The organism is Chitinophaga nivalis (assembly GCF_025989125.1).
Classification (GTDB): Bacteria; Bacteroidota; Bacteroidia; order Chitinophagales; family Chitinophagaceae; genus Chitinophaga; species Chitinophaga nivalis.
This window is the reverse complement of the sequence record NZ_JAPDNR010000001.1, coordinates 345,433-370,907: the sequence shown is the minus strand read 5'-3', so window position 1 is coordinate 370,907 and position 25,475 is coordinate 345,433. Positions and strand designations below refer to the sequence as shown.

Annotated in this window: 17 protein-coding genes; 15 read left to right on the top strand and 2 right to left on the bottom strand. The window is 44.0% G+C overall.

Features of this window, described 5'->3' with window-relative positions; genetic code table 11:
- Window positions 1-11 precede the first annotated feature (11 nt).
- From OL444_RS01505 to OL444_RS01465, 9 genes are all read left to right on the top strand, one after another.
- Entirely contained in the window at window positions 12-731 is a 720-nt protein-coding gene (locus tag OL444_RS01505) for an NUDIX hydrolase (protein ID WP_264735015.1), read from the top strand.
- Window positions 732-1,437: 706 nt separating this feature from the next.
- Window positions 1,438-4,839, top strand: a complete 3,402-nt coding sequence (locus OL444_RS01500; protein WP_264735016.1) for a methylmalonyl-CoA mutase family protein — start codon at window positions 1,438-1,440, stop codon at window positions 4,837-4,839.
- Window positions 4,840-5,051: 212 nt separating this feature from the next.
- The gene (locus OL444_RS01495) at window positions 5,052-6,482 is read left to right on the top strand and encodes a glycoside hydrolase family 125 protein (protein ID WP_264735017.1); all 1,431 of its coding nucleotides are present in this window, start codon (window positions 5,052-5,054) and stop codon (window positions 6,480-6,482) included.
- Window positions 6,483-6,591: 109 nt separating this feature from the next.
- Entirely contained in the window at window positions 6,592-8,373 is a 1,782-nt protein-coding gene (locus OL444_RS01490; protein ID WP_264735018.1) for a MutS-related protein, read from the top strand.
- A gap of 64 nt (window positions 8,374-8,437) precedes the next feature.
- Window positions 8,438-9,520 (top strand): PA0069 family radical SAM protein, encoded by a 1,083-nt coding sequence (locus OL444_RS01485; protein WP_264735019.1) that lies wholly within the window; start codon window positions 8,438-8,440, stop codon window positions 9,518-9,520.
- Between the two features lie 567 nt (window positions 9,521-10,087).
- Complete coding sequence (locus tag OL444_RS01480) at window positions 10,088-10,654, top strand: DinB family protein (RefSeq protein WP_264735020.1); 567 nt, start codon at window positions 10,088-10,090, stop codon at window positions 10,652-10,654.
- Between the two features lie 820 nt (window positions 10,655-11,474).
- Window positions 11,475-12,548: an AAA family ATPase gene (locus OL444_RS01475; protein ID WP_264735021.1), complete on the top strand. Its 1,074-nt coding sequence runs from the start codon at window positions 11,475-11,477 to the stop codon at window positions 12,546-12,548.
- Between the two features lie 19 nt (window positions 12,549-12,567).
- Window positions 12,568-13,983 carry an RtcB family protein gene (locus OL444_RS01470; protein ID WP_264735022.1) on the top strand — a complete coding sequence of 472 codons (1,416 nt, stop codon included), beginning with the start codon at window positions 12,568-12,570 and terminating at the stop codon, window positions 13,981-13,983.
- Between the two features lie 230 nt (window positions 13,984-14,213).
- Complete coding sequence (locus OL444_RS01465) at window positions 14,214-15,431, top strand: sterol desaturase family protein (protein ID WP_264735023.1); 1,218 nt, start codon at window positions 14,214-14,216, stop codon at window positions 15,429-15,431.
- Here the strand turns inward: OL444_RS01465 and OL444_RS01460 are convergent.
- Together OL444_RS01460 and OL444_RS01455 are read right to left on the bottom strand one after the other, a co-directional pair.
- Complete coding sequence (locus OL444_RS01460; protein WP_264735024.1) at window positions 15,416-16,537, bottom strand: acyltransferase family protein; 1,122 nt, start codon at window positions 16,535-16,537, stop codon at window positions 15,416-15,418. The two genes, OL444_RS01465 and OL444_RS01460, sit on opposite strands and share 16 nt — an antisense overlap.
- A 71-nt stretch (window positions 16,538-16,608) precedes the next feature.
- A complete protein-coding gene (locus OL444_RS01455; RefSeq protein WP_264735025.1) occupies window positions 16,609-17,109 on the bottom strand; it encodes an RNA polymerase sigma factor in 501 nt (166 codons plus the stop codon).
- 638 nt (window positions 17,110-17,747) lie between these two features.
- On the opposite strand from OL444_RS01455, the gene OL444_RS01450 reads away from it, so the two are divergent.
- From OL444_RS01450 to OL444_RS01425, 6 genes are read left to right on the top strand one after another with little or no spacing between them, the layout of a single operon-like run.
- The gene (locus tag OL444_RS01450; RefSeq protein ID WP_264735026.1) at window positions 17,748-20,165 is read left to right on the top strand and encodes an SLBB domain-containing protein; all 2,418 of its coding nucleotides are present in this window, start codon (window positions 17,748-17,750) and stop codon (window positions 20,163-20,165) included.
- A gap of 36 nt (window positions 20,166-20,201) precedes the next feature.
- On the top strand, window positions 20,202-21,284 hold the full coding sequence (locus OL444_RS01445) for a Wzz/FepE/Etk N-terminal domain-containing protein (protein WP_264735027.1): 1,083 nt from the start codon (window positions 20,202-20,204) through the stop codon (window positions 21,282-21,284).
- Between the two features lie 26 nt (window positions 21,285-21,310).
- Entirely contained in the window at window positions 21,311-22,600 is a 1,290-nt protein-coding gene (locus OL444_RS01440; RefSeq protein ID WP_264735028.1) for a nucleotide sugar dehydrogenase, read from the top strand.
- Between the two features lie 9 nt (window positions 22,601-22,609).
- Window positions 22,610-23,740 carry a DegT/DnrJ/EryC1/StrS family aminotransferase gene (locus OL444_RS01435; RefSeq protein WP_264735029.1) on the top strand — a complete coding sequence of 377 codons (1,131 nt, stop codon included), beginning with the start codon at window positions 22,610-22,612 and terminating at the stop codon, window positions 23,738-23,740.
- Window positions 23,741-23,743: 3 nt separating this feature from the next.
- A complete protein-coding gene (locus tag OL444_RS01430) occupies window positions 23,744-24,316 on the top strand; it encodes an acyltransferase (RefSeq protein WP_264735030.1) in 573 nt (190 codons plus the stop codon).
- Complete coding sequence (locus OL444_RS01425) at window positions 24,316-25,341, top strand: Gfo/Idh/MocA family protein (RefSeq protein WP_264735031.1); 1,026 nt, start codon at window positions 24,316-24,318, stop codon at window positions 25,339-25,341. Before OL444_RS01430 ends, OL444_RS01425 begins: the two co-directional genes overlap by 1 nt.
- Window positions 25,342-25,475 lie beyond the last annotated feature (134 nt).

The window sequence follows — 25,475 nt, the reverse complement described above, 5'->3', positions numbered from 1 at the left end:
CCACGTCCTATATGATGTCTATGTACACCAAAAACATCAATACGCATCTTGTTGAGATAAAAGATTATTTCAAAGTCGCCATTTCGGTGGACTGTGTCATTTTTGGCTTTAATGATGATGAGCTGAAAGTATTACTGATAGAATCGGATCTCAAAGAATACAAAGGTAAATGGTCTTTGCTGGGTGATATTGTGCGCCCGGAAGAAGAGCTGGATGAAGCAGCCTACCGGGTGCTGAAAGCCCGTACCGGATTGGATAACGTGTATATGGAGCAGGTGCAGACTTTTGGCGCTATCAACCGGCATCCTGCCGGCCGGGTTATCACGGTTGCTTATTATTCGCTTGTAAACATTGAGCACGTAGAGCTGAAGATGCATAACAATGAGCTTCACTGGCACAGTGTGAAAGACCTGCATCAGATGGCCTTTGATCATAAACAGATCCTGGATACCTGTCATGAACGCCTGAAACAGCAGGTGATGGTACAGCCTATCGGATTTAACCTGTTGCCCCGGAAGTTCTCTCTCCGTGAATTACAGAATCTCTATGAAGCAATACTGGATGTGCAGCTGGATCGCCGGAATTTCCGGAAGAAATTTCTGTCGATGGATTTGCTGATGGATCTGAATGAAGAAGAAGCGGATGTGCCACATCGTCCTGCCCGGCTATACCGGTTTAACTTCGATAAATACGACCAACGCAAAAAGCGTTACCTGGGAATTGGTTTCTGATCCGTTGCCGGTAATGACTGTTTAGCCGGATAATATCTTTCCTACTTCCTGCACCGTTTGGCCCCTTTCTTTTCCCCGCTTTCGTGGAGGAACAGCCCTCTTGTGCCTGTTAAACTTTTTCCGTAAATTATATTCCGCGAATAGCTGAAAAAAAACTTTGTTTTTAACAAAAATTTAATTAAGATTGTGTAAGAAATACACATCCTAAGAAAATCACACTTTGTGATGTGTGCTGAAAACCAAAAATGATACGCGACCCGTTTGAAGCTTTAGCAGTAGTGATAAAATTCCTTTTTCATAAAAACATCCGACATAATAATTTTAGAAATCATATAATTTATCAATAGTTGATTTAATAGTTCCACGTTATGAAGCAATAAGGCCGCTAAGCACTATTGCCTGGTGTCTTACTTATACTTTCCCTTGTATGGATTTATCTGTACAAGGGAAAGTCATTTTAGGGAAAAACTAACCTATCTCAGGATCAGTTAAATATTTTGCAACAAGACAAACGCCCTGTTTAATCTATTCTAATTCTGTTAAAACCCGTGCTATGCCAGCATTTCAGCGGCTTTTTCCGTAACTTGCATATTTCCCGTAAAGTCATAAAGCAATCGTCATGTAGCGCTTTTGGTTTTTACTGATCACTCTACTATCGCTGCGCTTATGTTTTTTAAGGGGTCACTCGTTAAAATCCGGTTTTGATATGTCATATACACCAAAACATAAGGTGCGCATCGTTACAGCAGCAGCTTTATTCGACGGTCATGACGCTGCTATCAACATTATGCGGCGTATCATGCAGGCAAAAGGAGCAGAGGTCATACACCTGGGTCATAACCGCTCTGCTGCAGAAATTGTAGACTGTGCCATTGAAGAAGATGCGCAGGGTATTGCAGTTACTTCCTATCAGGGTGGGCACGTCGAGTTTTTCAAATACATGTACGACCTCCTGCAGGAAAAAGGCTGCGGACATATTAAAATCTTTGGCGGCGGCGGTGGTACCATCCTGCCGGTGGAAATTGAAGAACTGCATGCCTATGGCATTGCCCGTTTATATTCTCCGGATGATGGCCGCCAGATGGGCCTGGAAGGCATGATTGAAGACCTGATAACGCAGTGTGATATTGCCATAAAGCCGCTGCAGGAAGGTAGCAGCATAGAAGACATTCCGCAGCTCAGGAAAAATAAAAATCCTAAAATCATAGCCCGTGGTATCAGCCTGGCGGAAAACGATCTGCCGGTAGCTTTACTGGATGGTCAGAAAGCCAGGAAAGCAGTGATGGTGGATGCCACTACCGGCGCACACCTGGCCAATACGCCGGCCGACCGCGAAACGCCACCGGTACTCGGTATTACCGGTACGGGTGGTGCCGGTAAAAGTAGCGTGACCGATGAACTGGTACGCCGTTACCTGCGTCACTATACCGATAAAACAGTGGCCGTGATCTCAGTAGACCCTTCCAAAAAGAAAACCGGTGGGGCATTGCTGGGAGATCGTATCCGCATGAACTCCATTCATCATCCCCGCGCTTACATGCGTTCCCTGGCTACCCGTGAAAGTGATAAAGCCATCAGTGAACATATCCAGGAAGCCATCGATATCTGTAAACTGGCCGCCTTCGATTTCATCATCCTGGAAACTTCCGGTATCGGACAAAGCGATACTGCCATCACCGACTACTGCGATGTATCGTTGTATGTAATGACACCGGAATATGGTGCGGCTTCCCAGCTTGAAAAGATTAACATGCTGGATTATGCAGATGTGATTGCCATTAACAAATTTGATAAAGCCGGCGCACTGGATGCTTTGCATGATGTGCGCAAACAATATAAACGCAACCACAACCTGTGGGATGCGAAAGAAGAATCATTGCCGGTAGTTGGCTCTATTGCTTCCCAGTTCAATGATGCAGGCATTAACCTGTTGTTTGAAAAGGTAATGGAAAAAGTAGTGGAGAAAACCGGTGCACCTTTCGGAGAGCTGGCCCACGAAAGCCTGAAATCTACTACCACAAAATCGCAGATCATTCCACCGGCCCGGGTGCGTTACCTGGCAGAAATTTCCGAGTCTATCGGAGAGTATGGTAAATGGGTGGAAGAACAATGTAAGCTGGCTACCCAGCTGTATCAGATAGCGGGCGTAGTAAACCTGCAACCTGCACAGGCAACTGCATTGGCTGATATCAAAACCCATCTCGAAAAACAACTGCACGAAGAGTGCCGCCAGCTCATCGCCGGATGGCCTGCCTTGCAGCAAAAATATACAGCAGACTTCTATGAGTTTCAGGTAAGGGATAAAGTCATCAAGCTGCCTTTGTTTACAGAAAGCCTGAGCCATAGCCGTATTCCAAAAATATCGCTGCCTAAGTACAAAGACTGGGGAGATATTCTGCGCTGGCAGCTGACGGAAAACCTGCCGGGCGAATTCCCTTATGCTGCAGGCGTATTTCCGCTGAAACGGGAAGGGGAAGATCCTACCCGCATGTTTGCCGGTGAGGGCGGACCGGAAAGAACCAACAAACGTTTCCACTACGTATCGCTGGGCCAGCCGGCGAAACGCCTTTCTACGGCTTTCGACAGCGTAACGTTGTATGGGGAAGATCCGGCGGTAAGACCGGATATCTATGGTAAGATCGGTAACTCCGGTGTGAGCATCGCTACCGTGGATGATGCCAAGAAGCTGTACAGCGGCTTTGACCTGTGTGATCCCAAAACCTCTGTATCCATGACGATCAACGGTCCGGCGCCTATTCTGCTGGCCTTCTTCATGAATGCAGCCATTGACCAGGAATGCGAAAAATACATCCGCGAACAGGGCCTCACCGAACAGGTAACTGCCCGGATAAAAGAAAAATTCAAGGATCATCCGCTGCCACATTACAACGGCGGACTGCCGGAAGGCAATGATGGTCTGGGCTTGCAGCTGCTGGGTATCTCCGGAGAAGAAGTACTGGATAAAGCCGTATATGACAAGATCCGGGCGCACGCACTCAGTACCGTACGTGGTACCGTGCAGGCAGATATCCTGAAAGAAGACCAGGCACAGAACACCTGTATCTTCTCTACCGAATTTGCCCTTAAACTGATGGGAGATGTGCAGGAATACTTCATTACGCAGAAAGTAAGGAACTTCTATTCGGTAAGTATTTCCGGGTATCACATTGCGGAAGCAGGTTCCAATCCTATTACCCAGCTGGCTTTTACACTGGCAAACGGATTCACGTATGTAGAGTACTACCTGAGCCGCGGTATGCATATCGATGATTTTGCACCGAATCTGTCGTTCTTTTTCAGCAACGGTATGGATCCGGAATATGCCGTTATCGGCCGCGTAGCGCGTCGTATCTGGTCGAAAGCCATCAAGAATAAATACAAGGGTAACGATCGTTCCCAGAAACTGAAATATCATATTCAGACTTCCGGCCGCAGCCTGCACGCACAGGAAATAGATTTCAATGATATCCGTACCACCTTACAGGCGCTGTACGCGATCTATGATAACTGTAATTCCCTGCATACCAATGCGTACGATGAAGCGATTACCACGCCTACGGAAGAAAGTGTGAGAAGGGCCATGGCCATTCAGCTCATCATCAACCGGGAGCTGGGTACTGCCAATAACGAAAATCCGATACAGGGATCTTTCTTTATTGAAGAACTGACCGATCTGGTGGAAGAAGCGGTATTAACGGAGTTTAACCGCATCACGGAAAGAGGCGGGGTACTGGGCGCTATGGAAAGAATGTATCAGCGGAACAAAATACAGGAAGAAAGCCTGTATTATGAGTCCCTGAAACATACCGGCGAATTCCCTATCATCGGCGTTAATACCTTCCTCAACAAGAATGGTTCTCCTACCGTTATTCCTGCAGAAGTAATCCGGTCTACAACCGAAGAAAAAGAATTCCAGATCAGTACCCTGGATGCTTTCTACCAGCGGCATCAGCAAAAAAATGCCGCGGCGTTGAAGCAGTTGCAACAGGTAGCGATCAACAACGGCAACCTGTTCGCCGAACTGATGGAAACGGTGAAACATTGTTCACTCGGGCAGATTACCCATGCCTTGTATGAGGTAGGCGGACAATACCGGAGAAATATGTAAACACCTGCGGGTGAAATATAGCAGCCACGCTACCGGAAATACCGGTAGCGTGGCTTTTTTATGAGCGGTAATGCCCGGGATAAAACGCTGTGAAACCCGTGTAGCAATGCTTTGCGGAAATGAGCCTAAGTATAGGGCTTCCCGGGTTGATAAATCGATTAAGCAAATCCGGGAAACTTTTTTATTTTAGCTTTTCTTAAACGTAATACAGTATGGTTGCAAGGAGAGATTTTATCAGGAACAGCGCACTGCTTGCAGGGGCTGTTGGGCTGGGATTGCCCAAAACGGTATTCGGCTGGAATGGCTACAGCTCCCAGCGTCCCCCGCTGGCACAGCGTAAATTCAGCAGTGAAGCCGTTGAAAAAACAATAGTAACAGTAAAAAAGCAGATCGCCGATACCAAGCTGGCGTGGATGTTTGAAAACTGTTTCCCCAATACCCTCGACACCACCATCAATTATAAAGTAGTAGATGGTAAACCGGATACATTTGTGATTACCGGTGATATCAATGCGATGTGGTTGCGCGACTCTTCTGCCCAGGTATGGCCTTACCTGCCGTTGGTGAAAGAAGACGCCAAACTGCAGCAGATGGTAGCAGGCGTAATTAACCGCCAGGTGAAATGCATCCTGATCGATCCTTACGCCAATGCGTTCAATGACGGGCCTACCGGCAGTGAATGGGAGAAAGACCTGACGGATATGAAACCGGAACTGCATGAACGTAAATGGGAAATAGACTCCCTTTGTTACCCGGTACGTTTGGCTTACCACTACTGGAAAACCAGTGGAGATACCAAGGTATTTGATGATAAATACAAACAGGCAGCTTTGTCTATCGTGAAAACGTTTAAGGAGCAGCAACGTAAAGATGGGAAAGGGCCGTACAAGTTTCAACGGGTAACCGCCTGGCAGTCAGATACCGTGCCTAATTCCGGTTACGGTTCACCGATGTTGCCGGTAGGGCTGATCGTTTCTATTTTCCGTCCTTCCGATGATGCTACGGTATTGCCTTTCCTGATACCTTCCAATATGTTTGCCGTGGTGTCTTTGCGCCAGCTGGCAGAGATCAGTGAAACGGTTTATAAAGATGCCGCTTTCGCCAAAGAATGCGGTGCCCTGGCAGACGAGGTAGACCGTGCGATTAAAGCCTATGCCATTGTAGAGCATCCGAAACTGGGTAACATGTATGGTTTTGAAGTAGATGGTTATGGTAATCGTTTATTCATTGACGATACCAATGTACCTAGTCTGTTATCCATTCCTTACCTGGGCTATACTACAGCAGAAGATCCGCTGTACCAGGCTTCCAGACACTTTGTATGGAGCAGTTTCCATCCCTGGTTCTATAAAGGAAAATATGGTGATGGCGTAGGTAGTCCGCATACCGGCGAAAACTATATCTGGCCCATGAGTATTATCATGCGGGCATTGACCAGTCATGATAAGGAAGAAATTGCGGAGTGTATTAAAACGCTGCGGAATACAGATGGTAATACCGGGTTTATTCATGAATCCTATCAGAAAGATGACCCGACTAAATTCACCCGCAAATGGTTTGCCTGGGCGAATACCTTGTTTGGGGAATTGATTCTGAAAGTAAGCCAGGATTATCCGGATCTGTTGAAAAGACAGTACGCATAAATATTCCACCAGGAAGAGCTTCCGGGGATTTTATCATTTATGTTCAATAAATTGTGAACATAAGTGATAAAATCCCTTTTTATTTACAGCAACATTCAAATATCAGTTCATGCAACCGGCAAGCATTTATCAGCAGCGAATAGAAAAGTTTCAGCAGGAAATCAGCAGTAGTAAGCGGCTGACAGCCCTCTTATCCTGGGCACGATTAATCAGCTTTGTGGTAATAGTGCTGGGAGGCGTGTTGTTTTTCAGAAATGGCCGGGAGGCTGGCTGGTGGCTGTTGTCCGGAGCTGGTATTGTTGCGTTCCTGTTTTTCCTGGTGCGTTATCTGCGCGCGCAGCAACAGCTACAACTGTTCAAAACCTTACTGGAACTCAATCAGCGGGAGTTGCAACTCGTGACTACCGGCGAGTCGGCCTTTGAGGATGGACACGAGTTTATTGATGACCGGCACGATTACAGCGGCGACCTGGACGTATTTGGGCCGTCTTCCTTGTTTCAGCATATTAACCGTACGGGCACCTTATCGGGGAAAAAGCAGCTGGCTGCTGCGTTGCAAGGCCCTTTGCAGGAAGCCGCTGCGATCAGGGATACACAGACTGCATTGCAGGTATTGGTACCGGAGCTGGATTTCCGGCAACTGCTTACTGCGAATGCCATATTGGCCAAAGAAGAAGAAAGTGATCGCAGGGAAATAGATGCGTGGCTCAAAATGCCATTTGATTTTTTACAAAATAAACTGGTGAATGTGGCCATCTGGCTGAGCCCCGCGCTGGTAGTACTAGCCATTATATTGAATATCCTCACCGGGCATTATTATCCACTGATCGGCATTATTATACTGAACTGGTTGCTGCTGGGCAGTAGTCAAAAGAAGATTATGGCGCAGTACAGCCTTATGTCGCACAAAGAACGTATACTGGATAAGTTTTCCATATTGCTGCACCTGATCCGTTCCGGTAACTTTCAACAATCTGCTTTGTTGCGGGAGCAGCAGGATGCTGCTCGGGAGGCCGATCAGGCATTACGTAAGTTATCCCGGATCGGCAGCGCTTTTGATCAGCGTTTGAATCTGCTGGTGGCGTTGTTCCTGAACTCCGTGATGCTGTACGACCTGCATTGTATTCTCCGGCTGGAACGTTGGAAGGTACAACATGCAAAAGATATCAATGGTTGGTTTGGTGTGATTGCTCAGCTGGAAGTGTGGAACAGCCTGGCTACCTATGCTGCCAATCATCCTGATTTTACCTATCCGGAACCACAGGAAGCAAGCATGATACTGGAAACAACTGCCCTCGGTCATCCCCTGATACCGGCATCGTCCTGTGTAAAGAATGATGCTGCTGTAGGTAAACAGGCAGGGTTCCTGATTATAACAGGATCAAACATGTCTGGTAAAAGTACCTTCCTGCGCAGTGTGGGTACCAATCTGCTGCTGGGGATGTGCGGGGCGCCGGTATGTGCTGCCCGCTTTGTTTTCAGCCCTATGCGGATCATGACTTCTATGCGGATTAAAGACTCTATTGCCAGCCATACTTCTTATTTCCAGGCAGAACTGCTGCGTTTACAGCATATTATTCATCAGCTGAAAACAGGAGCGCGGGTATTTATCCTGCTGGATGAGATTCTGAAAGGTACCAACTCCGAAGATAAGTTGTCCGGTTCCCGCAGCCTGATAGAGCATTTCCTGGCATATAACTGTCTGGGTATGATTGCTACACATGACCTGGAACTGGGGCTGCTGGAAAATACCTATCCCGACAAGATCCGGAACTATTGTTTTGAGAGTACCATTCAGCATAACCAGTTATCCTTCGATTACAGCATCCGGGAAGGAATTGCCCGTAACAAGAATGCTACTTTCCTGATGAAGCAGATGGAGATCATATAATAAATTTGACTATAGATATTTGACAGACTAAATATTTTAGTATTTTTGCTAAAATACTTAGTCTATGACTTTGCCATTCCAGGAAGGATCGCCGGCGGATCAATATTATAAAGGCCGCGGTGCGCAGGTAAATCCCAGGAATAAATACCTGAAGGACGAATATGCGCAGGAGTATGCGGAGGGTATTGACGAATGGTGGCAGGCAGATGTGCCGACGCAGATTTTTGAGGAACACGCCAAAAAACTTGTCAATAAAGTAGATAGCCCGGATGTGGGGATGTGGTATTCCATGAATCCCTACCAGGGCTGTGAGCATGGATGTATTTATTGCTATGCGCGCAACTCCCATCAGTACTGGGGATTGAGTGCGGGGCTCGATTTTGAACGGAAGATCATTGTAAAGCATAATGCGCCCGAGCTGTTACGTAAGTTCCTGGATAATAAGAACTGGGTACCGAAGCCCATTTCCTTGTCGGGTAATACAGATTGTTATCAGCCGGTAGAGCGGAAGATGTGGCTCACGCGGCAGCTGTTGGAAGTGGCGCTGGAGTATAAGCAGCCGGTGGGTATTATCACCAAAAATTCATTGGTACTGCGTGATCGTTACTTATTACAGCAGCTGGCGCAGGAAAAGCTGGTATGTGTATACCTTTCTGTTACTACTTTGCAGGAAGAGCTGCGCCAGAAGATGGAGCCGCGGACAGCCACGGCTGCCCAGCGCCTGAAAGTGGTAAAGGAACTCAGTGACCTGGGTATACCCGTAGGCGTTATGACGGCACCTATTATACCAGGATTGAACGACCACGAGATTCCCCGGTTATTGGAGATGGCGGCAGCCAATGGCGCCAGGTTTGCCGGGTATACCGTCGTAAGGCTCAATGATGCCGTGAAGATCATTTTCAATGACTGGCTGTATAAAAACTTTCCTGACCGGGCAGATAAGGTATGGCATCATATAGAAAGCATGCACGACGGACACGTGAATGACAGTGAATTCGGGCGCCGGATGAGGGGGAGCGGCAATATAGCAGACATCATCAAACAACAGTTTCGCCTGCACGTAAAGAAGAACGGATTAAACCAGGAACGTTTCGAATTCAATACAACGGCTTTCCGCCGGCCATCTTCGCAGCTCAGTTTATTTTAGGGAGATATGAGAACAGCGCATTTATAAATAAATTGTTAAGTCCACAAAAAAAGTGGGGTACATTGTTACGTAATAAAAAAAATAAAAATTACCTTTGCGGTAACGAACAAATTAAAAGTGCAACAAATATCTACATATAAGATTATCGCGGTGGCCTGTAAACAAAAGCAGGTCATGGAACGCATGCGGGCGTGTTGCACCGATTGTTAACGAAGAAAAGTTATCAAACGATATAAACAAAGGTCCCGCACTAAAAAGGCGGGGCCTTTTTGCTTTTGAAGCAGTACTGAAATGACGACATTGAAAGAATTGCAAGAGATAACTGTACTACAACAATGCGCCTCGTGGCGCAAATGGGATGGCTTTGCCTTAAAAAAGCCATACGGACATGGTATGTGATAATGTGAGCTGATCAGCGTTTAACATTATTGAATCCCGGTCCGTAAATACGGCCGGGTTTTTTTGTGGAATTCACCGGCACAAAGAGGGAAACACATAATTATTCAATAATGTTATGTGCTGACTGAAGTAGAGCTACAGCAGCACATAACCCCAAAATGTCAGAAAATGAGAAACGTTATTCAGGTAGTAAGAGAGGCTTTACTCACCAATTTCAAAGAGTTGGATCACTGGTTCGAAAAAGACCAGATGTTATTACATTTTAAACCAGACCGTGATCAGTGGAGTATAAGAGAAGTGTTGGAGCATATTACGCTTACCAACTATTTTCTGTTACTGATTATCAATAAGAGTACCCGTCGTGCGTTGGACCGGAAGAAATCTGGCCATGCGGTAGTGGTGCCGGGCGACTATGAAGATAAGTTCGCACAAATTGATGTGATCGGCAGTAAATCTTTTGGCTGGGTAAGGCCCGAACATATGGAACCTACCGGTCTTAAAAATATGCAGGAAGTAAAGGCATTGCTGAAACAACAGTATGCCCAGTGCATGTATAATTTGTCTTTGTTGAAAAACGGGGAAGGCATGCTGGTATATACCAATATGTCCGTTAATCATCTGGGTAAGTTGGATATCTACCAGTATATCTACTTCCTGACTAAACATATTGAAAGGCATATCCGGCAGATGAAGCGTTTGCAGCAGGAGTTTGAGGAAAGTGCCGTACTGATATAATTTTGGTCGACCACCGCCATCCGTTATTGTTAATCCTATTGGTTATCGTGCCGGAAGCAGTGATGCTTCCGGTTTTTTGTATCTGTTATTCGTATATCCGTTACCGATAGTATGCGAAGATACCTCACCATGGCATACTTAGGAGTCGATATGAAAATAATTTGAAAAAAAGTGTTAAAAAATTTGCATTATCGGAATATATCCTGTTATCTTTGCATCGTTAAAATTGATAATAAACAAAACCTAAAAAAATGAAACGCTTTCAACTCATTATGGACAACGCAGCACCTTGCTATCTGCAAGAGTTGAGCGGGTTCCGGGCGTTTTATACTTACAGGTAGATAAAAAATATTTGTATATATAACAAAAAGCCCGGGTCAGCTGATCCGGGCTTTTTGTTGTTGATTTACGATGATAACGAATTTACCAGCAAAGACAGAACGGCCTGGAATCCGCCGCAGTAAATGGTTTACAAATGGCATTAATGTAATTAATGTTAAATGGACCCGCTATGCCTGAACGTAGTATATACGTTGACGTTAGTAGCCCGGTCCGTTCAGAACAGACCGGGTTTTTTTATGCTGCTATCAGAAAGATTATTTGAGGAGGTACAATTATTAACAGACAAGCGGGGTAATCCTGCTCCGCTTTATCTTCCTTTTAAAATATTTTTTTTCGTCTCTGTTTGCATTTTAATTCCCAACAATCAGGTTATCAAGAGGATAACTTGTAATTTCCCCCAATGATAAGTCGGATTTTACCAGGACTTTCCCGTCCTGGTAAATCTTTATCAGGTGGAATGTATTAATTTAATGACTAAATGATGATGATGCGTACAGTCAACAATAATATTGATATTAAAGATGGTGAATACTTTGACCCGAAAGGAGTCTATACGGTTAACTTTAATGCCATCCCTAACATCAGCAATATTTATGAAGTAGATGGAGATAAGGCCGCAGAGGTTTTTATTAAAGAATATGAAGAAATTATTGCCAATGTTTACCGTTATACGGACTATGACAACAAAAAGAAAAAATACAAACACAATCAGACACTGATCGTCCTGAAAAATAATTGCATTATCGCTTTTTGGCAATCATGGTGTGAAATATTACATGATGGTAGTAATCCTGACTTTGTAAACAATGTAACGGAAATGGTTACACGTTACAAAGAGAAGCAGCGGAAAGAGCCACATGAAATTAATCTCATTACCAGTGGACGTAAAGGACTGGAGCTGAAAAGCCTGGAAATAAAACGTACCAAACTGGATATCGGATTGTTTTATGAAGATGATTTTAAAGAAGTCGATAAAACAATCCAGCAGCGATTGAAGAAAGACAAGGATAAAGGAATTGTGTTGTTACACGGATTGCCGGGTACAGGTAAAACCACTTATCTGCGTTATCTGATTGGCCGGATTAAGAAAAGGGTACTCTTTGTATCCCCTGATCTGGCAAACAATATTATGAATCCGGAATTTATGGAACTACTGATCGATAATCCCAACTGCGTTGTAATTATTGAGGACGCGGAGAATGTGATTATGGACCGGAAGTTCTCAGGCAATTCGTCGGTATCCAACCTGCTGAACCTGTCTGACGGACTATTGGCAGATTGCCTGAATATTCAGTTGGTATGCTCTTTTAACAGCGATTTGTCTGCAATAGACAGTGCCTTGTTGCGCAAAGGCCGCCTGATTGCCAAGTATGAATTTAAGCGGCTGTCGGTAGCAAAAGCACAGCTGTTATCGCGGCACCTGGGATACGATAATACGATCGATAAACCCATGACCATCGCAGAAATTGCGAATCAGCACGAACCATCTTTTGACCAGCATCAACAGCATGTGATTGGTTTCAGACGGAAAGTGCTGGAAAGAACGATATAAATGATAGAAATATAACCCCATGTCAGTATTAAATGTGAATGGTAAAATGTTGCGTACAATAGGTTTCCCGCAGGGGCCTGTGATTCGTACGGCGCTTACTGTTATAGAAGAACATTATCAGCATTACGATGCAGTAGCACTCGAAACACTGTTGAAAAGTATTTTGGAAAATCCTGCTGCCTACGTTAATGATGCCATTGCCGGAGAAATAGCCACTATGTTGATAGCAGCTACTACCTCCACGACTATCCCATTGAAAGATACGGCTGTACCCTATGCTATATTCGGGCAGGATCATATAGAAGCCGGCGCGCTGAAACAGATGAATACTGCTGTGCGTTTGCCCGTGGCCGTAGCGGGTGCCATCATGCCGGATGCGCACCAGGGGTATGGATTGCCTATAGGAGGAGTATTGGCTGCAGAAAATGCCGTGATACCTTATGGTGTAGGCGTGGATATAGGATGCCGTATGTGTCTGAGTATCCTGGATCTGCCGGTACCGTCTTTAACCATAGAAGAACATACTTATAAAAAGGAGCTGAATAATCATACAAAATTCGGTGCCGGTGCAGCCTGGAAAAAATTAACGGCCGACCCGGTGTTGGAAAGAAATGAGTTTAAAGAGATCGCCTTTGTACGTGCCTTGCTGGATAAAGCTTCCGGCCAACTGGGTACTTCCGGATCCGGGAACCATTTTGTGGAATGGGGAACCGTAACCTTAACGGATGCACAGAATGAATGGAACCTGCCGGTAGGAGATTATGTGGCTTTGCTATCGCATTCCGGATCCCGTGGATTAGGGGCACAGATTGCGGGTCATTATACAAAAGTAGCCAAGGAGAGATGTCCTTTGCCACAGGAGGCGGCTAACCTGGCCTACCTGGATCTGGCTACCGAAGCCGGACAGGAATATTGGTTGGCCATGAACCTGGCGGGTGATTACGCGTCTGCCTGTCACCACCTGATTCATAAAAAGCTGATTGCCGCTATGGGAGCCACTTTACTGGCGAGGGTAGAAAATCACCATAATTTTGCCTGGAAAGAAATGTACCAGGGGAAGGAAGTGATTGTACACCGGAAAGGTGCTACGCCGGCAGGGAAAGGTGTATTGGGTATCATTCCGGGTTCGATGACTGCTCCGGGTTTTATTGTACGGGGTAAAGGAGAGGAGAGCAGTTTACAGTCTGCCTCTCATGGTGCCGGAAGACAGCTGTCACGTACCCGTGCTATAGCCAGCATCAAGCCGCATGAACTGAAGCAGGTGTTGCAGGAGCATGGTGTAACCCTGATCGGAGGAGGCTTGGATGAAGCGCCAGGAGCCTATAAGGACATCCATACCGTGATGGCTGCGCAGCAGCAGCTGGTGGAAGTGGTCGGGCGTTTCCAGCCCAAACTGGTAAGGATGGCGGATGCCGGTGAGCCAAGAGAAGATTAATTTAAAACATATGCAATGAAGCGGAGGCGGAAGGTAACGTAATGTTGCTTTTCGCCTTTCGTTTTTAATAGTCTATCTATTTAGTAGGATATTTGAATATTATTACTTAATATTGTGTTGTTTACCACCACTCAATACACTTTATTTTTATCTGTACATGGACTGGCACCATGTTACGGATCGTGTTATGTTATGATCTAACAAGGATTTCTGATTTAAAACGTAGTAACGTGCATTTAAATTACCTGGCATTGGCTGTCCCTTTGTTCCTGACGTTTATTGGGTTGGAGTACCTGGTATCACATAAGAGGGGCAAGCGTTATTTTAAGTTCAATGATTCTATCGCCAACCTGAGTGTGGGTATTGCAGAACGCCTGCTCGATATGTTTACAGTCGGGCTTTTTTATTTTGTATACGATTATCTGCATCGTCATTTCGCCATTTTTGATATTAAGCAGAGTGTGTTGTTATGGGTAACCTTGCTGATTTGTACTGATTTTGTATGGTATTGGTATCATCGGCTGGCCCATGAAGTAACTTTGTTCTGGTGCGCGCATGTGGTGCATCATCAGAGTGAAGAATTCAACTATACCGTTTCCGCCCGTATTACAGTATTCCAGGCTTTTGTACGTACCGGTTTCTGGGCAGTATTGCCCGTGATTGGTTTTCCGCCGGCTATGATTACCAGTGTATTGCTGGTACATGGTTTATATCCGTTTTTTATACATACCCGCACCATTGGTAAGCTGGGGGTATTGGAATATATATTGGTAACGCCCTCCCATCATCGGGTGCACCATGCCAGTAATCCGCAGTATCTGGATAAGAACTACGGCGATTTACTGATTATCTGGGATAAATTGTTTGGTACATTCCAGAAAGAGGAAGATGAGCCGGTATATGGACTGACTAAACCATTGGAAAGCAATAGCTTTTTATGGCAACACTTTCATTTTATACTGGAGATGTTTTATTCTGTAAGGGCTGCCCATAGCTGGAAAGAAAGAATGCGTATCATCTTCGGAAAACCGGATAATGTAGATCCGGCAGCGCGGGAGATATTGGAAGAAAAATTTCTGCTTCGAAATAAAAGTATAACGGAAACGCCTAAACTAAATAATTATGTGGTGTGGCAGATAGCTACCACACTCACATTATTATTTCTGTTTTTGTTGCTGGAGCATTACGAGCCTGTGTTTATACAGGTATGTATTACCCTGCTGATATTATTAACCCTGATCAATTGCGGCGCCATTATGGAGCAAAAGAAATGGGTATTTTACCTGGAATATGCACGGTATCTGGTATTGTGCTTAGCCTTATATTTCTATTGGCCACATCCGGCATTACTGTGTGCGGCCGCATTGATTATGGTCATGGCATTTTATTTCCAGTCACATCTGAAGCAGCGTTATCTGCGGTTGGTATATGGCTATACCCGCACATAAATTTTCTTTTTGTCCATCCACCATCCCACAGCGGCAAACAGGCACACATGAAATAAGGCAAACAGGAATGAGCCATTCATGTTGCCGCCGATAGGGCGGAATATATTTTCGTATATCCAGCTGTAGAGGTTTTGGTCGGCTGCCGGTCTGATGAGGGCATATAGTTTTACCACTACGGCTGCCAGTACATAAATGAACAGCGGATTTTTGCCGAATACGGTGAAGAATGGCGTCCACTTTGTCTGCCCACGGAATTCAATCAGGTACATCACCACAGATAACAGCAGCAATGCGATACCTACTGTATATAACACATAGGAGCTGGTCCATATCTTTTTGTTGATGGGAAATACCATGTCCCAGCAAAGGGCGGCGAAAATGAGGATGGAGCCTATGATCATCAGCCTGGCGAGCATTTCGTAGGTTTTTCCCTGTTCCTGTATGAATCTGCCGGCCAGGTAACCAAATATCACGTTGCAGATAGCGGGCAGGGTACTTAAGAGTCCTTCCGGATCAAATGGTACGCCTTCTCCCCGGTACATATGTTGTTCGCCCAGTATCAGTTTATCCAGTGGTAGTCCGGCGTATCCTTCCAGGCTATAGGGATCTCCCTGCCCGAAAACGACTAACAGGAACCAGTATACGAATAATAGTACACCTGCGGCCACAAAGGCGCCTTTGTCTTTGAGATAATGTATGAGGAGTGCTGCAGCACCATAGCAAAGGGCTATTCTGGGAAACACGCCCATTATACGCAGCTGGCTGAGTGGTTTAATAGTCAGAGAACCGGTTTCTGTCCATTTGACAAATGGGAACCAGTTGAGGAGTAAGCCTATACCGAAGATAAGCAGGGTGCGGGTAAGGATTTTTTTCAGTACAGCTGCATTGCCGGCCGCTTCATATTTCTTCAACGCGAAACTCATGGCGTTGCCTACAGCAAAAAGAAAGAATGGAAACACCAGATCAGTGGGGGTGCATCCATGCCATTTGGCGTGTGCCAGTGGAGGATATACATAATCCCAGCTCCCGGGATTGTTGACGAGAATCATGGCCGCTACAGTAAGCCCACGGAATACATCAAGGGATAAGAATCGTTGTGAAGTCACGGAATCAGTTTTTCAGTTGAACGTTACCGGACAAGATAGGGAATAAAACTGATTCGTTATATAGGGAGACTTTATGGTCGCGGAATCTGTGTTTTCAGAATTTTCCGGGCAAAATGAATCCGGCTCTTGATGGTACCCAGTGGCTCCTGCAGAATGTCTGCTATCTCAAAGTATTTATATCCTTCATAATAGAGCATGAAAGGTTTTTTGAAAATGTTGGGAAGATGATATACGGCGATGTGTATATCTTTCATCTGCAGATTGGAGGCAGCTTTGTTATTGACGGCGGTTTGCTGGTAGTTCAGGAAAAACTCGCTTACGGTAGCTTCCGCTATCATCCGGTGTTTTAACCGTTTACGATAATGATTAATGAATATGTTTCTCATGATGGTAAAGAGCCAGGCGCGTATGTTGGTGCCTTCCAGGTATTTTTCCTGGTTGGATAATGCCCGGAATAGGGTTTCCTGATAGAGGTCTTTGGCCTGTTCGGCATCTTTGGTGAGGGTAAACGCAAAGGGTTTGAGGAAATCTGCATTTCCTACGAGTAAGGTGTTAAATTCAACAGATGACATAATGTATAAGTTTTGCCTTGATTAATGTAATCTACAGGGTGTCGTTACTTCTTCACAAAGCGATATATCACAATTGGTTACATATGGTTGATGTCATAAATGTATTAATCGGTTCACATGGTATTTACATTCTCTTCGAAATAGTACGGTTTAATGCTTTTGGAGCTGTTAATTGGTTTCAGGTAATTAAATAGAATATGGAAACAGGTACTTTCTCAAAATGACTTCTATAGTTATTAACGTAAACGGAAGAAAAAAAGATTTTATAATCTCATTTATTTATATGATCGATATTTTTATATCATAATTGGTTAATTATTAGTGTACAGCGAAATTTGGAAGGATTTTTGCTGTAAAGGCGCGCGCAGTTTGGAATGTTAGGGTACAACCCTTAACAGACAGAGGCTAACGATTTAATTGTAAAAGCATTAAGTAATGTAATTCCTGTAACATTTATATGTTATTTTTAATAGATTTGCAACTTATCTGGCGGCGTTTCAGCCATATAACGCCCGGTATTATGTTTTTCCAAAAGGTATTCGAGAAAAATTTAGATCCTATCATACATGTTTAAAAAAATATTCTTGGTCCAACTGTTCCTATTTGTTAGCTATTGTGTGACAGGACAGATATCAACCATGCAGAAAGATCAGATGCAACAGGTAAAAGTTGACAATCTTACTGATGATCAGATCAGGAAGCTGGTAGCCGAGATGAAGCGGAATAAAGTTGCTTATGCGGATGTAGATAAGTATGCCAAAGCAAAAGGCTTTACGGAAGCAGAAGCCGGAAAACTCAAAAATCGTATTGAAGCATTAGGGCTGGATAAACAACTGGATGCATCTTCCGGAAAAGAAGGTACTGCCGGAGAAGAGGATGAATACAGCAACCGGGATGTGAACGATGCTACCGATAAAATGAATATCGATAGCAAAATGAAAACCCGTGAAGAGAAAGATATGGAGCGGGGCAGAAGCCGTGTCTATGGATCAGAACTATTTAGTAACCGTAATCTCACCTTTGAGCCGAACCTCAGAATACCTACTCCGCTGAATTACAGATTGGCAGCAGATGATGAAGTTTTAATTGATGTATATGGTTATTCGGAAGTACAACATAAGTTAAAAGTAACCCCTGAAGGTTATATCCGTATTCCTAACCTTGGACCGGTATATGTTAGCGGTCTTACAATGGAAGAAGCCAAAAACCGTATTACCAAACAGTTGGCAACCATTTATTCAGGTATTAATGCAGGTACTACCTCTGTGCAGATATCACTGGGTAACATCAGAAGTATCCGGGTATTAATGATTGGGGAAATCAGAAAACCAGGAACTTATACCGTGCCTTCCCTGGCTTCAGTGGCCAATGCTTTGTATGTATCAGGGGGGCCAAACGAAAATGGATCTTTCCGTGACATACAGGTAATCCGAAACGGACAGGCTATCAAAACATTCGACCTTTATGACTTTTTATTAAACGGTGATCTTTCCAATAATATCATATTACAGGATCAGGACATTGTGAAGGTAAACCCTTACAAAACAAGGGTAGAACTGAGCGGAGAAGTAAAACATCCGGCGATATTTGAAGCGAAAGACCAGGAAACACTGCAGCAGATTATTAAATATGCTGGAGGTTATACAGATCTGGCATTCCGGGATGCACTTTCCGGCTACCGGGTGAATAACAAAGAACGGGAAGTTATCAATATCCCGGCTGACCAGATTGCCACTTTTAAAGTGAAATCCGGAGATCAGTTTTTTGTAGATTCTATCCTGAACCGTTTCAGCAACCGGGTCACCATTACCGGTGCGGTATTTCATCCGGGCAACTATGCGCTCACCAATGGTATGACGTTGCTGGATCTGATCAAACGGGCGGATGGCGTGAAGGAAATTGCTTCCTTATCTCGCGGATATATCCGTCGGATGCAGGTCGATTATGTGCCGGCTATTTTAAGTTTTAATCTGCAGGATGTACTGGCAGGTAAGAATACAATTACCTTACAGCGGGAAGATAGTGTGGTGATCTATTCCAAAATGCAGCTGAGGGAGAATTACGAAGTATCTATTACTGGAGAAGTTAATCAACCAGGTTCGTTTTTGTATGCAGATAGTATGCACCTGGAAGACATTGTTTTGATGGCAGGTGGTTTAAGTGATGCGGCATCTTATAAAAGGGTGGAGGTATCCCGTCGCGTACGTAACAGGGAATATAATCCGGCAGATAGCAGCCGTGCGATTATTAAGCAGTTTGATATTAACGGGGATTTGAAGAGTGTAGGTGATGATATGAACTTTTTGTTAGAACCTTTTGATATCGTTACGATTCGTAAGTCTCCGGCCTATTCAACACAGGCAACAGTGGCGATAGGTGGAGAAGTGGTATATCCGGGTAATTATACCATTATAACAAGGAAAGAACGGATCTCCGACTTACTGCAACGTACTGGCGGTTTACGGCCAGATGCCTATCCGGAAGGTGCTGTATTGATGAGAAAGACTTATGCTAATGTGAGTGATAGTATCCTGTTATCCAGTAAACTGGAATTGTTTTATAACAAATTACAGGATAGCAGTGATATTGAACAGGTAAAACGTACGGTAAACCGGAGAGAGCAATTGGTAGGTATCAATCTGGAAGAAATTATGAAGAAACCCGGATCAAAATATGATCTGTTGCTGGAAGATGGAGATGTGATCAGAATCCCTAAAAAATTGCAGACAGTACAGGTGTTTGGAGAAATCTATTTTCCGAAAAAAATAAGATTTGATAAATCATATACTTTCCGGGACTATATCAGTGGTACTGGTGGATATACCAGTTCTGCACTGAAACGCAGAAGTTATGTTGTATATGCCAATGGAGAAGTCAAAAATACCCGTAAGGTTCTCTTCTTCAACAGTTATCCAAAAGTAAAACCAGGAGCTGAAATCTATATTCCCTCCAAAAAGGAAAAGAAAGGGTTAAGCGGACAGGAAATAGTAGGACTGAGCTCCGGTATAGCCTCCATTGCACTGATCATCGTGACTATCCTGACCCGGACAAAATAAGAAATCGTCATATACAAGAAGTCTAAAGTTTGCGCAATGGAACAACTCGGGAAATCATCCGATACTGCAACTGGAAATGAAGAAATATCTATTAGAGAACTGATCCTCAAAGTACAGGATTGGTTGAAATATCTGTGGCGGAAAAAATTCTGGATCATCGGCATCACGTTAATAGGAGCAGCTGGTGGATTATTTATAGCATTGAAAGCAAAGCCCACTTATGCAGCTGAACTTACCTTTGTGTTAGAAGATAATAGCAGCAGTCCTTTAGGTTCTTATTCCGGCCTGGCCAGTCAGTTGGGGATAGATTTAGGAGGTTCGGGGGAAAGCAGTTTATTTGCCGGAGATAATATCATGAAATTCCTGAAAACACGACTGATCATCGAAAAAGCATTATTATCTCCCGTGAAATATGATGGTAAAGAAATGACATTGGTGGAGAGTTATATTGCTTACAATGATTTGCGCACACAATGGAGCAAATTATCACAACCATTTAATGTAACATACCCGGTACATCAGGACCGGAAAACCTTTTCCCTGAATCAGGATAGCGTATTGAATTTTATACAGAATAAGATTGTAAAGAGTAATCTTACAGTAGATAAAGTTGATAAAAAGCTGAGCTTTATTTCTGTAAAGGTAGAATCTCCGGTGCAGCTGTTTTCCAAATATCTGGCAGAAGCAGTGGTGCGGGAAGCGCTCGATTTTTATTCAAATACAAAAATAAAACGCACAAAAGCGAATGTGGACAGATTACAGCTGCAAGCAGATTCGATGAAATCATTGCTGGATCGGAAAACGTATTCCACAGCCGCCATACAAGATTTAAATGTAAACCCCGCCAGGCAGGTCGCTAATGTGGGTACGGAGCTGGCGATGCGTGATAAAATGGTGCTGCAGACTATGTATGGAGAGATCGTAAAAAACCTGGAGCTTAGTAAAATCGCTATGGCCCGTGAAATGCCGGTCATGCAAATTATAGATACACCCATACTTCCACTGGAAAAACAACAGTTAGGAAAGTTGAAAGGCATTATCATCGGCGCTTTTCTGGGTGGCTTCCTGACCACTTTAGCATTACTGGTAGCCAGAATTTATAAAGAAATAATGAATTAAACCTCTACAAAATCGTTTCCTCCCATATGAAACAATATGATAAAATAGCAGTCATCGGTTTAGGATATGTTGGACTACCCCTGGCGATTGAATTCGGAAAAAAATATGATGTATTAGGTTTTGATATTAATGAAACTCGTATCCGGGAACTGAGTGCCGGCGAAGATCATACGCAGGAAGCTGACTTAACACAGCTCCGGGCATTAATAGCAAATAAAGATAAAAACGAAAAAACAGGACTCCGTTTTTCCAGCAACCAACAGGATTTAAGCGCGTATCACGTTTATATTGTAACCGTTCCAACCCCGATCGATCAATATAAAGCACCGGATCTGAGACCCCTGATCAGTGCTTCCAAAATGCTGGGTGAAGTGTTGAAGAAAGGAGATATTGTGATCTACGAATCTACTGTTTATCCTGGCTGTACGGAAGAAGATTGCGTACCGGTACTGGAAAAATATTCCGGCCTGAAATTCAACGAAGATTTCTATTGTGGTTATTCTCCGGAGAGAATTAATCCGGGAGATAAAGTGAATACCCTGACTAAAATCAAAAAAGTGACTTCCGGCTCTACACCGGAAATTGCAGATATCGTTGATGGGTTATATAAGAGCATTATTACTGCAGGTACGCATAAAGCATCCAGCCTTAAGGTAGCAGAGGCTTCCAAAGCCATTGAAAATGCTCAGCGTGATATCAATATCAGTTTCGTCAATGAACTGGCGTTGATTTTTGATCGTATTGGTATCGATACTACAGATGTTATTGAAGCGGCAGGTACCAAATGGAACTTCCTGAAATACAAACCAGGATTGGTGGGTGGTCACTGCATTGGGGTAGATCCTTATTACCTGGCACACAAAGCAGAGGCATTGGGATATTATCCGCAGGTGATTCTTTCCGGCAGAAGGGTGAACGATAATATGGGCATGTTTGTGGCGAATAAGGTAGTGAAGCTGATGATTAAAAAAGGCCATAAAATTGATGGCGCCAAAGCATTGATCCTGGGCGTTACCTTCAAGGAAAACTGTCCGGATATCCGTAATTCCCGCGTTATTGATATTTACAAAGAACTGTGTCAGTTTGGAATGAATGTGGATGTTTATGATGTGCACGCAGATGCCAAAGAAGTGGCTCATGAATATGGTATACAGCTGATCAGTGAGATTACGGTTGCCTATGACGCCATTATCCTCGCAGTAGCGCACAATGAATTTATTAATCTCGATTATTCAACCTTGAAAAACGGGCATAACACTATTTTATTCGATACTAAATCTGTATTGGATCGCAGTATTGTAGACGCCAGACTCTAATATATTTTTATGGAAAAGATTCAGATGGTTGACCTTAAGGGGCAATATCTTAAGATAAAATCTGCTATTGATGAAGCCATCAATGATTGTATAGAAAGTGCTGCTTTTATCAATGGTCCACAGGTAAAAACATTTGCCGGTGATCTGGCGGCTTATCTGGATGTACCGCATGTTATTCCCTGCGCCAACGGAACAGATGCCTTGCAGATTGCCATGATGGCACTGGATCTCAACAGAGGAGATGAGGTGATTGTTCCTTCCTTTACCTACGTAGCTACTGCGGAAGTAATTGGATTACTTGGATTAACACCGGTGATGGTAGATGTAGATCCTGTTTCATTCAATATCACTGCTGATATCATTAAGGCGGCTATTTCTCCTAAAACGAAGGCGATTGTTCCGGTGCACCTGTTTGGTCAGTGTGCAGATATGGAAGCTATTATGAAAGTAGCGAAGGAACATAACCTGTATGTAATTGAAGATACTGCACAGGCACTGGGTGCTGACTATCATTTTGCAGATGGTCAGGTGATGAAGGCAGGTACGATTGGAGATATTGGTTGTACTTCCTTTTTCCCCTCCAAAAACCTCGGTTGTTATGGAGACGGTGGTGCTTTGTATACCAGAAACAAAGTGCTGGCAGAGAAGATCAGTATGATTGCGAACCATGGCCAGGTGAAGAAATATGTGCATAAATACATTGGGGTAAATTCCCGATTGGATTCCATACAGGCGGCTATTCTCACCATCAAGCTGAAACACCTGGATGAATATGCAACAGCACGCGAAAAGGCAGCTACTTATTACGATGAGCAGCTGAAAGGTCTGGAGGGCATTACTACACCTTTCCGTGTAGCCAATTCTACCCACGTGTTTCACCAGTATACCCTACAGGTGGCAACAGATAAGCGGGACGAACTGAAAAAATACCTGGAAAGTCAGGGTATTCCTGCAATGATCTATTATCCGGTACCGCTGAATGAACAGGAAGCTTTTTTGGAAATCGGACGGGTACATGGCGATCTGACCGTAACAGAGCGCTTATGTAAATCAGTACTCTCTTTGCCTATCCATACGGAGATGACACAGGTACAACAGGATTTTATTGTAGGAAAAATAAAAGATTTCTTAAAGAACTAGATTATGGCTTATTACTCACATCCTACAGCGATCGTTGATGAAAACTGTATCATAGGTGATGACACAAAAATCTGGCACTTCTCACACATCATGTCTGGTAGCAAACTGGGTAACCGTTGTAACATCGGACAGAATGTAGTGATATCTCCGGATGTAGTGTTGGGGAATAATGTAAAAGTGCAAAACAACGTATCGATCTATACAGGTGTAACCTGTGGGGATGATGTTTTTCTGGGCCCTTCCTGTGTTTTTACGAATGTCGTAAATCCTCGCAGTGCAGTAAACAGAAGAGGACAATATTCTAAAACGCATGTAGGCAATGGCGCTTCCATCGGCGCTAATGCTACTATTGTATGCGGACATGATATCGGAGAATTTGCTTTTATCGGTGCGGGTACGGTTATCACTAAAGATGTACCGGCTTTTGCCCTGATGGTGGGAAATCCCGGTAAACAGATCGGATGGATGAGTGAGTTTGGACACCGGTTACATTTTGATGAAAGCAATAAAGCTGTTTGTGAAGAAAGTGGACAGGTATATAGTTTAGAAAACAATCAAGTTAAAAGAATACAGTAATGGTAGCTCCGGAACAGAAAATTAAATTTGCCGTAGTAGGATGTGGACACATCGGCGGTCGTCATGCTGAAATGATCAGGAGACATCCGGAAGCTGAGCTGGTGGCACTGATAGATACAAAACCCCAGGCTGATTTAAAGCTGGATACAAGTGATGTCCTTTTCTTCAATTCTTTGGAAGATTTCCTGGCTGCCGGTGTAGAGGTAGATATTATCAATATTGCTACTCCCAATGGTTTTCATGCTACCCATGCATTGGAAAGCCTGGCGCAGAAAAAACATGTGGTAATTGAGAAGCCAATGGCTTTAAGTAAGCAGGATGCAGAAAAGGTTATTTACAAGGCGCTGCACGTGCATAAACAAGTGTTTGCCGTGATGCAGAACCGGTATTCTCCGCCTTCCGTATGGATCAAAGAGATGATAGAATCGGGCCGGCTGGGAAAAATCTACATGGTACAATTAAACTGTTACTGGAACCGCGATGACCGTTATTATAAACCGGAAAGCTGGCATGGTAAGAAAGATCTGGATGGCGGAACATTGTTTACACAGTTCTCTCATTTTGTAGATATTCTCTATTGGCTGTTCGGTGATATAGAAAATATTAATTCCCGGTTAGCATGCTTTAATCATGCGCACCTGACGGAATTTGAAGATAGTGGCGTTGTGAATTTTGATTTTGTAAACGGTGGGATGGGATGTATCAATTTCTCTACTTCTGTCTGGAATACCAATCTGGAAAGCAGTATGACCATTATTGCAGAAAACGGTAGTGTGAAGATTGGAGGTCAGTACATGGATAAAGTAGAGATCTGTAATGTAAAAGATTATGTGATGCCGGAACTGGCGCCTACCAATCCGGGCAATGACTACGGAGCCTATAAAGGATCTGCTCAGAATCACCACTACGTTATTGATAACGTGATTGATGTATTGAAAGGCCGTGCGGCTATTTCCACCAATGCGTTGGAAGGGTTGAAAGTGGTGGAAATTATTGAAAGAATTTATAATAGCAATAAATCCTAAAGGTAGGAACAATAGGCAAAAAATCTGATAACGGGTGTTGATGGGAAACGGCGGTGATGCTTGGCGCTTTTACAAGATCAGCTGACATTACAGGTATTCTCCATTTGCACCCGGTTGTTTGGGGTAGATGGGAA

Bases quoted from the DNA above. Each gene is read 5' to 3' on its own strand.
- OL444_RS01440 (WP_264735028.1), top strand. From the start codon at position 21,311: ATGAAACAATATGATAAAATAGCAGTCATCGGTTTAGGATATGTTGGA.
- OL444_RS01445 (WP_264735027.1), top strand. From the start codon at position 20,202: ATGGAACAACTCGGGAAATCATCCGATACTGCAACTGGAAATGAAGAA.
- OL444_RS01480 (WP_264735020.1), top strand. From the start codon at position 10,088: ATGAGAAACGTTATTCAGGTAGTAAGAGAGGCTTTACTCACCAATTTC.
- OL444_RS01455 (WP_264735025.1), bottom strand. From the start codon at position 17,109: ATGTCATCTGTTGAATTTAACACCTTACTCGTAGGAAATGCAGATTTC.
- OL444_RS01505 (WP_264735015.1), top strand. From the start codon at position 12: ATGATGTCTATGTACACCAAAAACATCAATACGCATCTTGTTGAGATA.
- OL444_RS01495 (WP_264735017.1), top strand. From the start codon at position 5,052: ATGGTTGCAAGGAGAGATTTTATCAGGAACAGCGCACTGCTTGCAGGG.
- OL444_RS01425 (WP_264735031.1), top strand. From the start codon at position 24,316: ATGGTAGCTCCGGAACAGAAAATTAAATTTGCCGTAGTAGGATGTGGA.
- OL444_RS01450 (WP_264735026.1), top strand. From the start codon at position 17,748: ATGCAGAAAGATCAGATGCAACAGGTAAAAGTTGACAATCTTACTGAT.
- OL444_RS01485 (WP_264735019.1), top strand. From the start codon at position 8,438: ATGACTTTGCCATTCCAGGAAGGATCGCCGGCGGATCAATATTATAAA.
- OL444_RS01430 (WP_264735030.1), top strand. From the start codon at position 23,744: ATGGCTTATTACTCACATCCTACAGCGATCGTTGATGAAAACTGTATC.
- OL444_RS01470 (WP_264735022.1), top strand. From the start codon at position 12,568: ATGTCAGTATTAAATGTGAATGGTAAAATGTTGCGTACAATAGGTTTC.
- OL444_RS01490 (WP_264735018.1), top strand. From the start codon at position 6,592: ATGCAACCGGCAAGCATTTATCAGCAGCGAATAGAAAAGTTTCAGCAG.
- OL444_RS01475 (WP_264735021.1), top strand. From the start codon at position 11,475: ATGATGATGATGCGTACAGTCAACAATAATATTGATATTAAAGATGGT.
- OL444_RS01435 (WP_264735029.1), top strand. From the start codon at position 22,610: ATGGAAAAGATTCAGATGGTTGACCTTAAGGGGCAATATCTTAAGATA.
- OL444_RS01500 (WP_264735016.1), top strand. From the start codon at position 1,438: ATGTCATATACACCAAAACATAAGGTGCGCATCGTTACAGCAGCAGCT.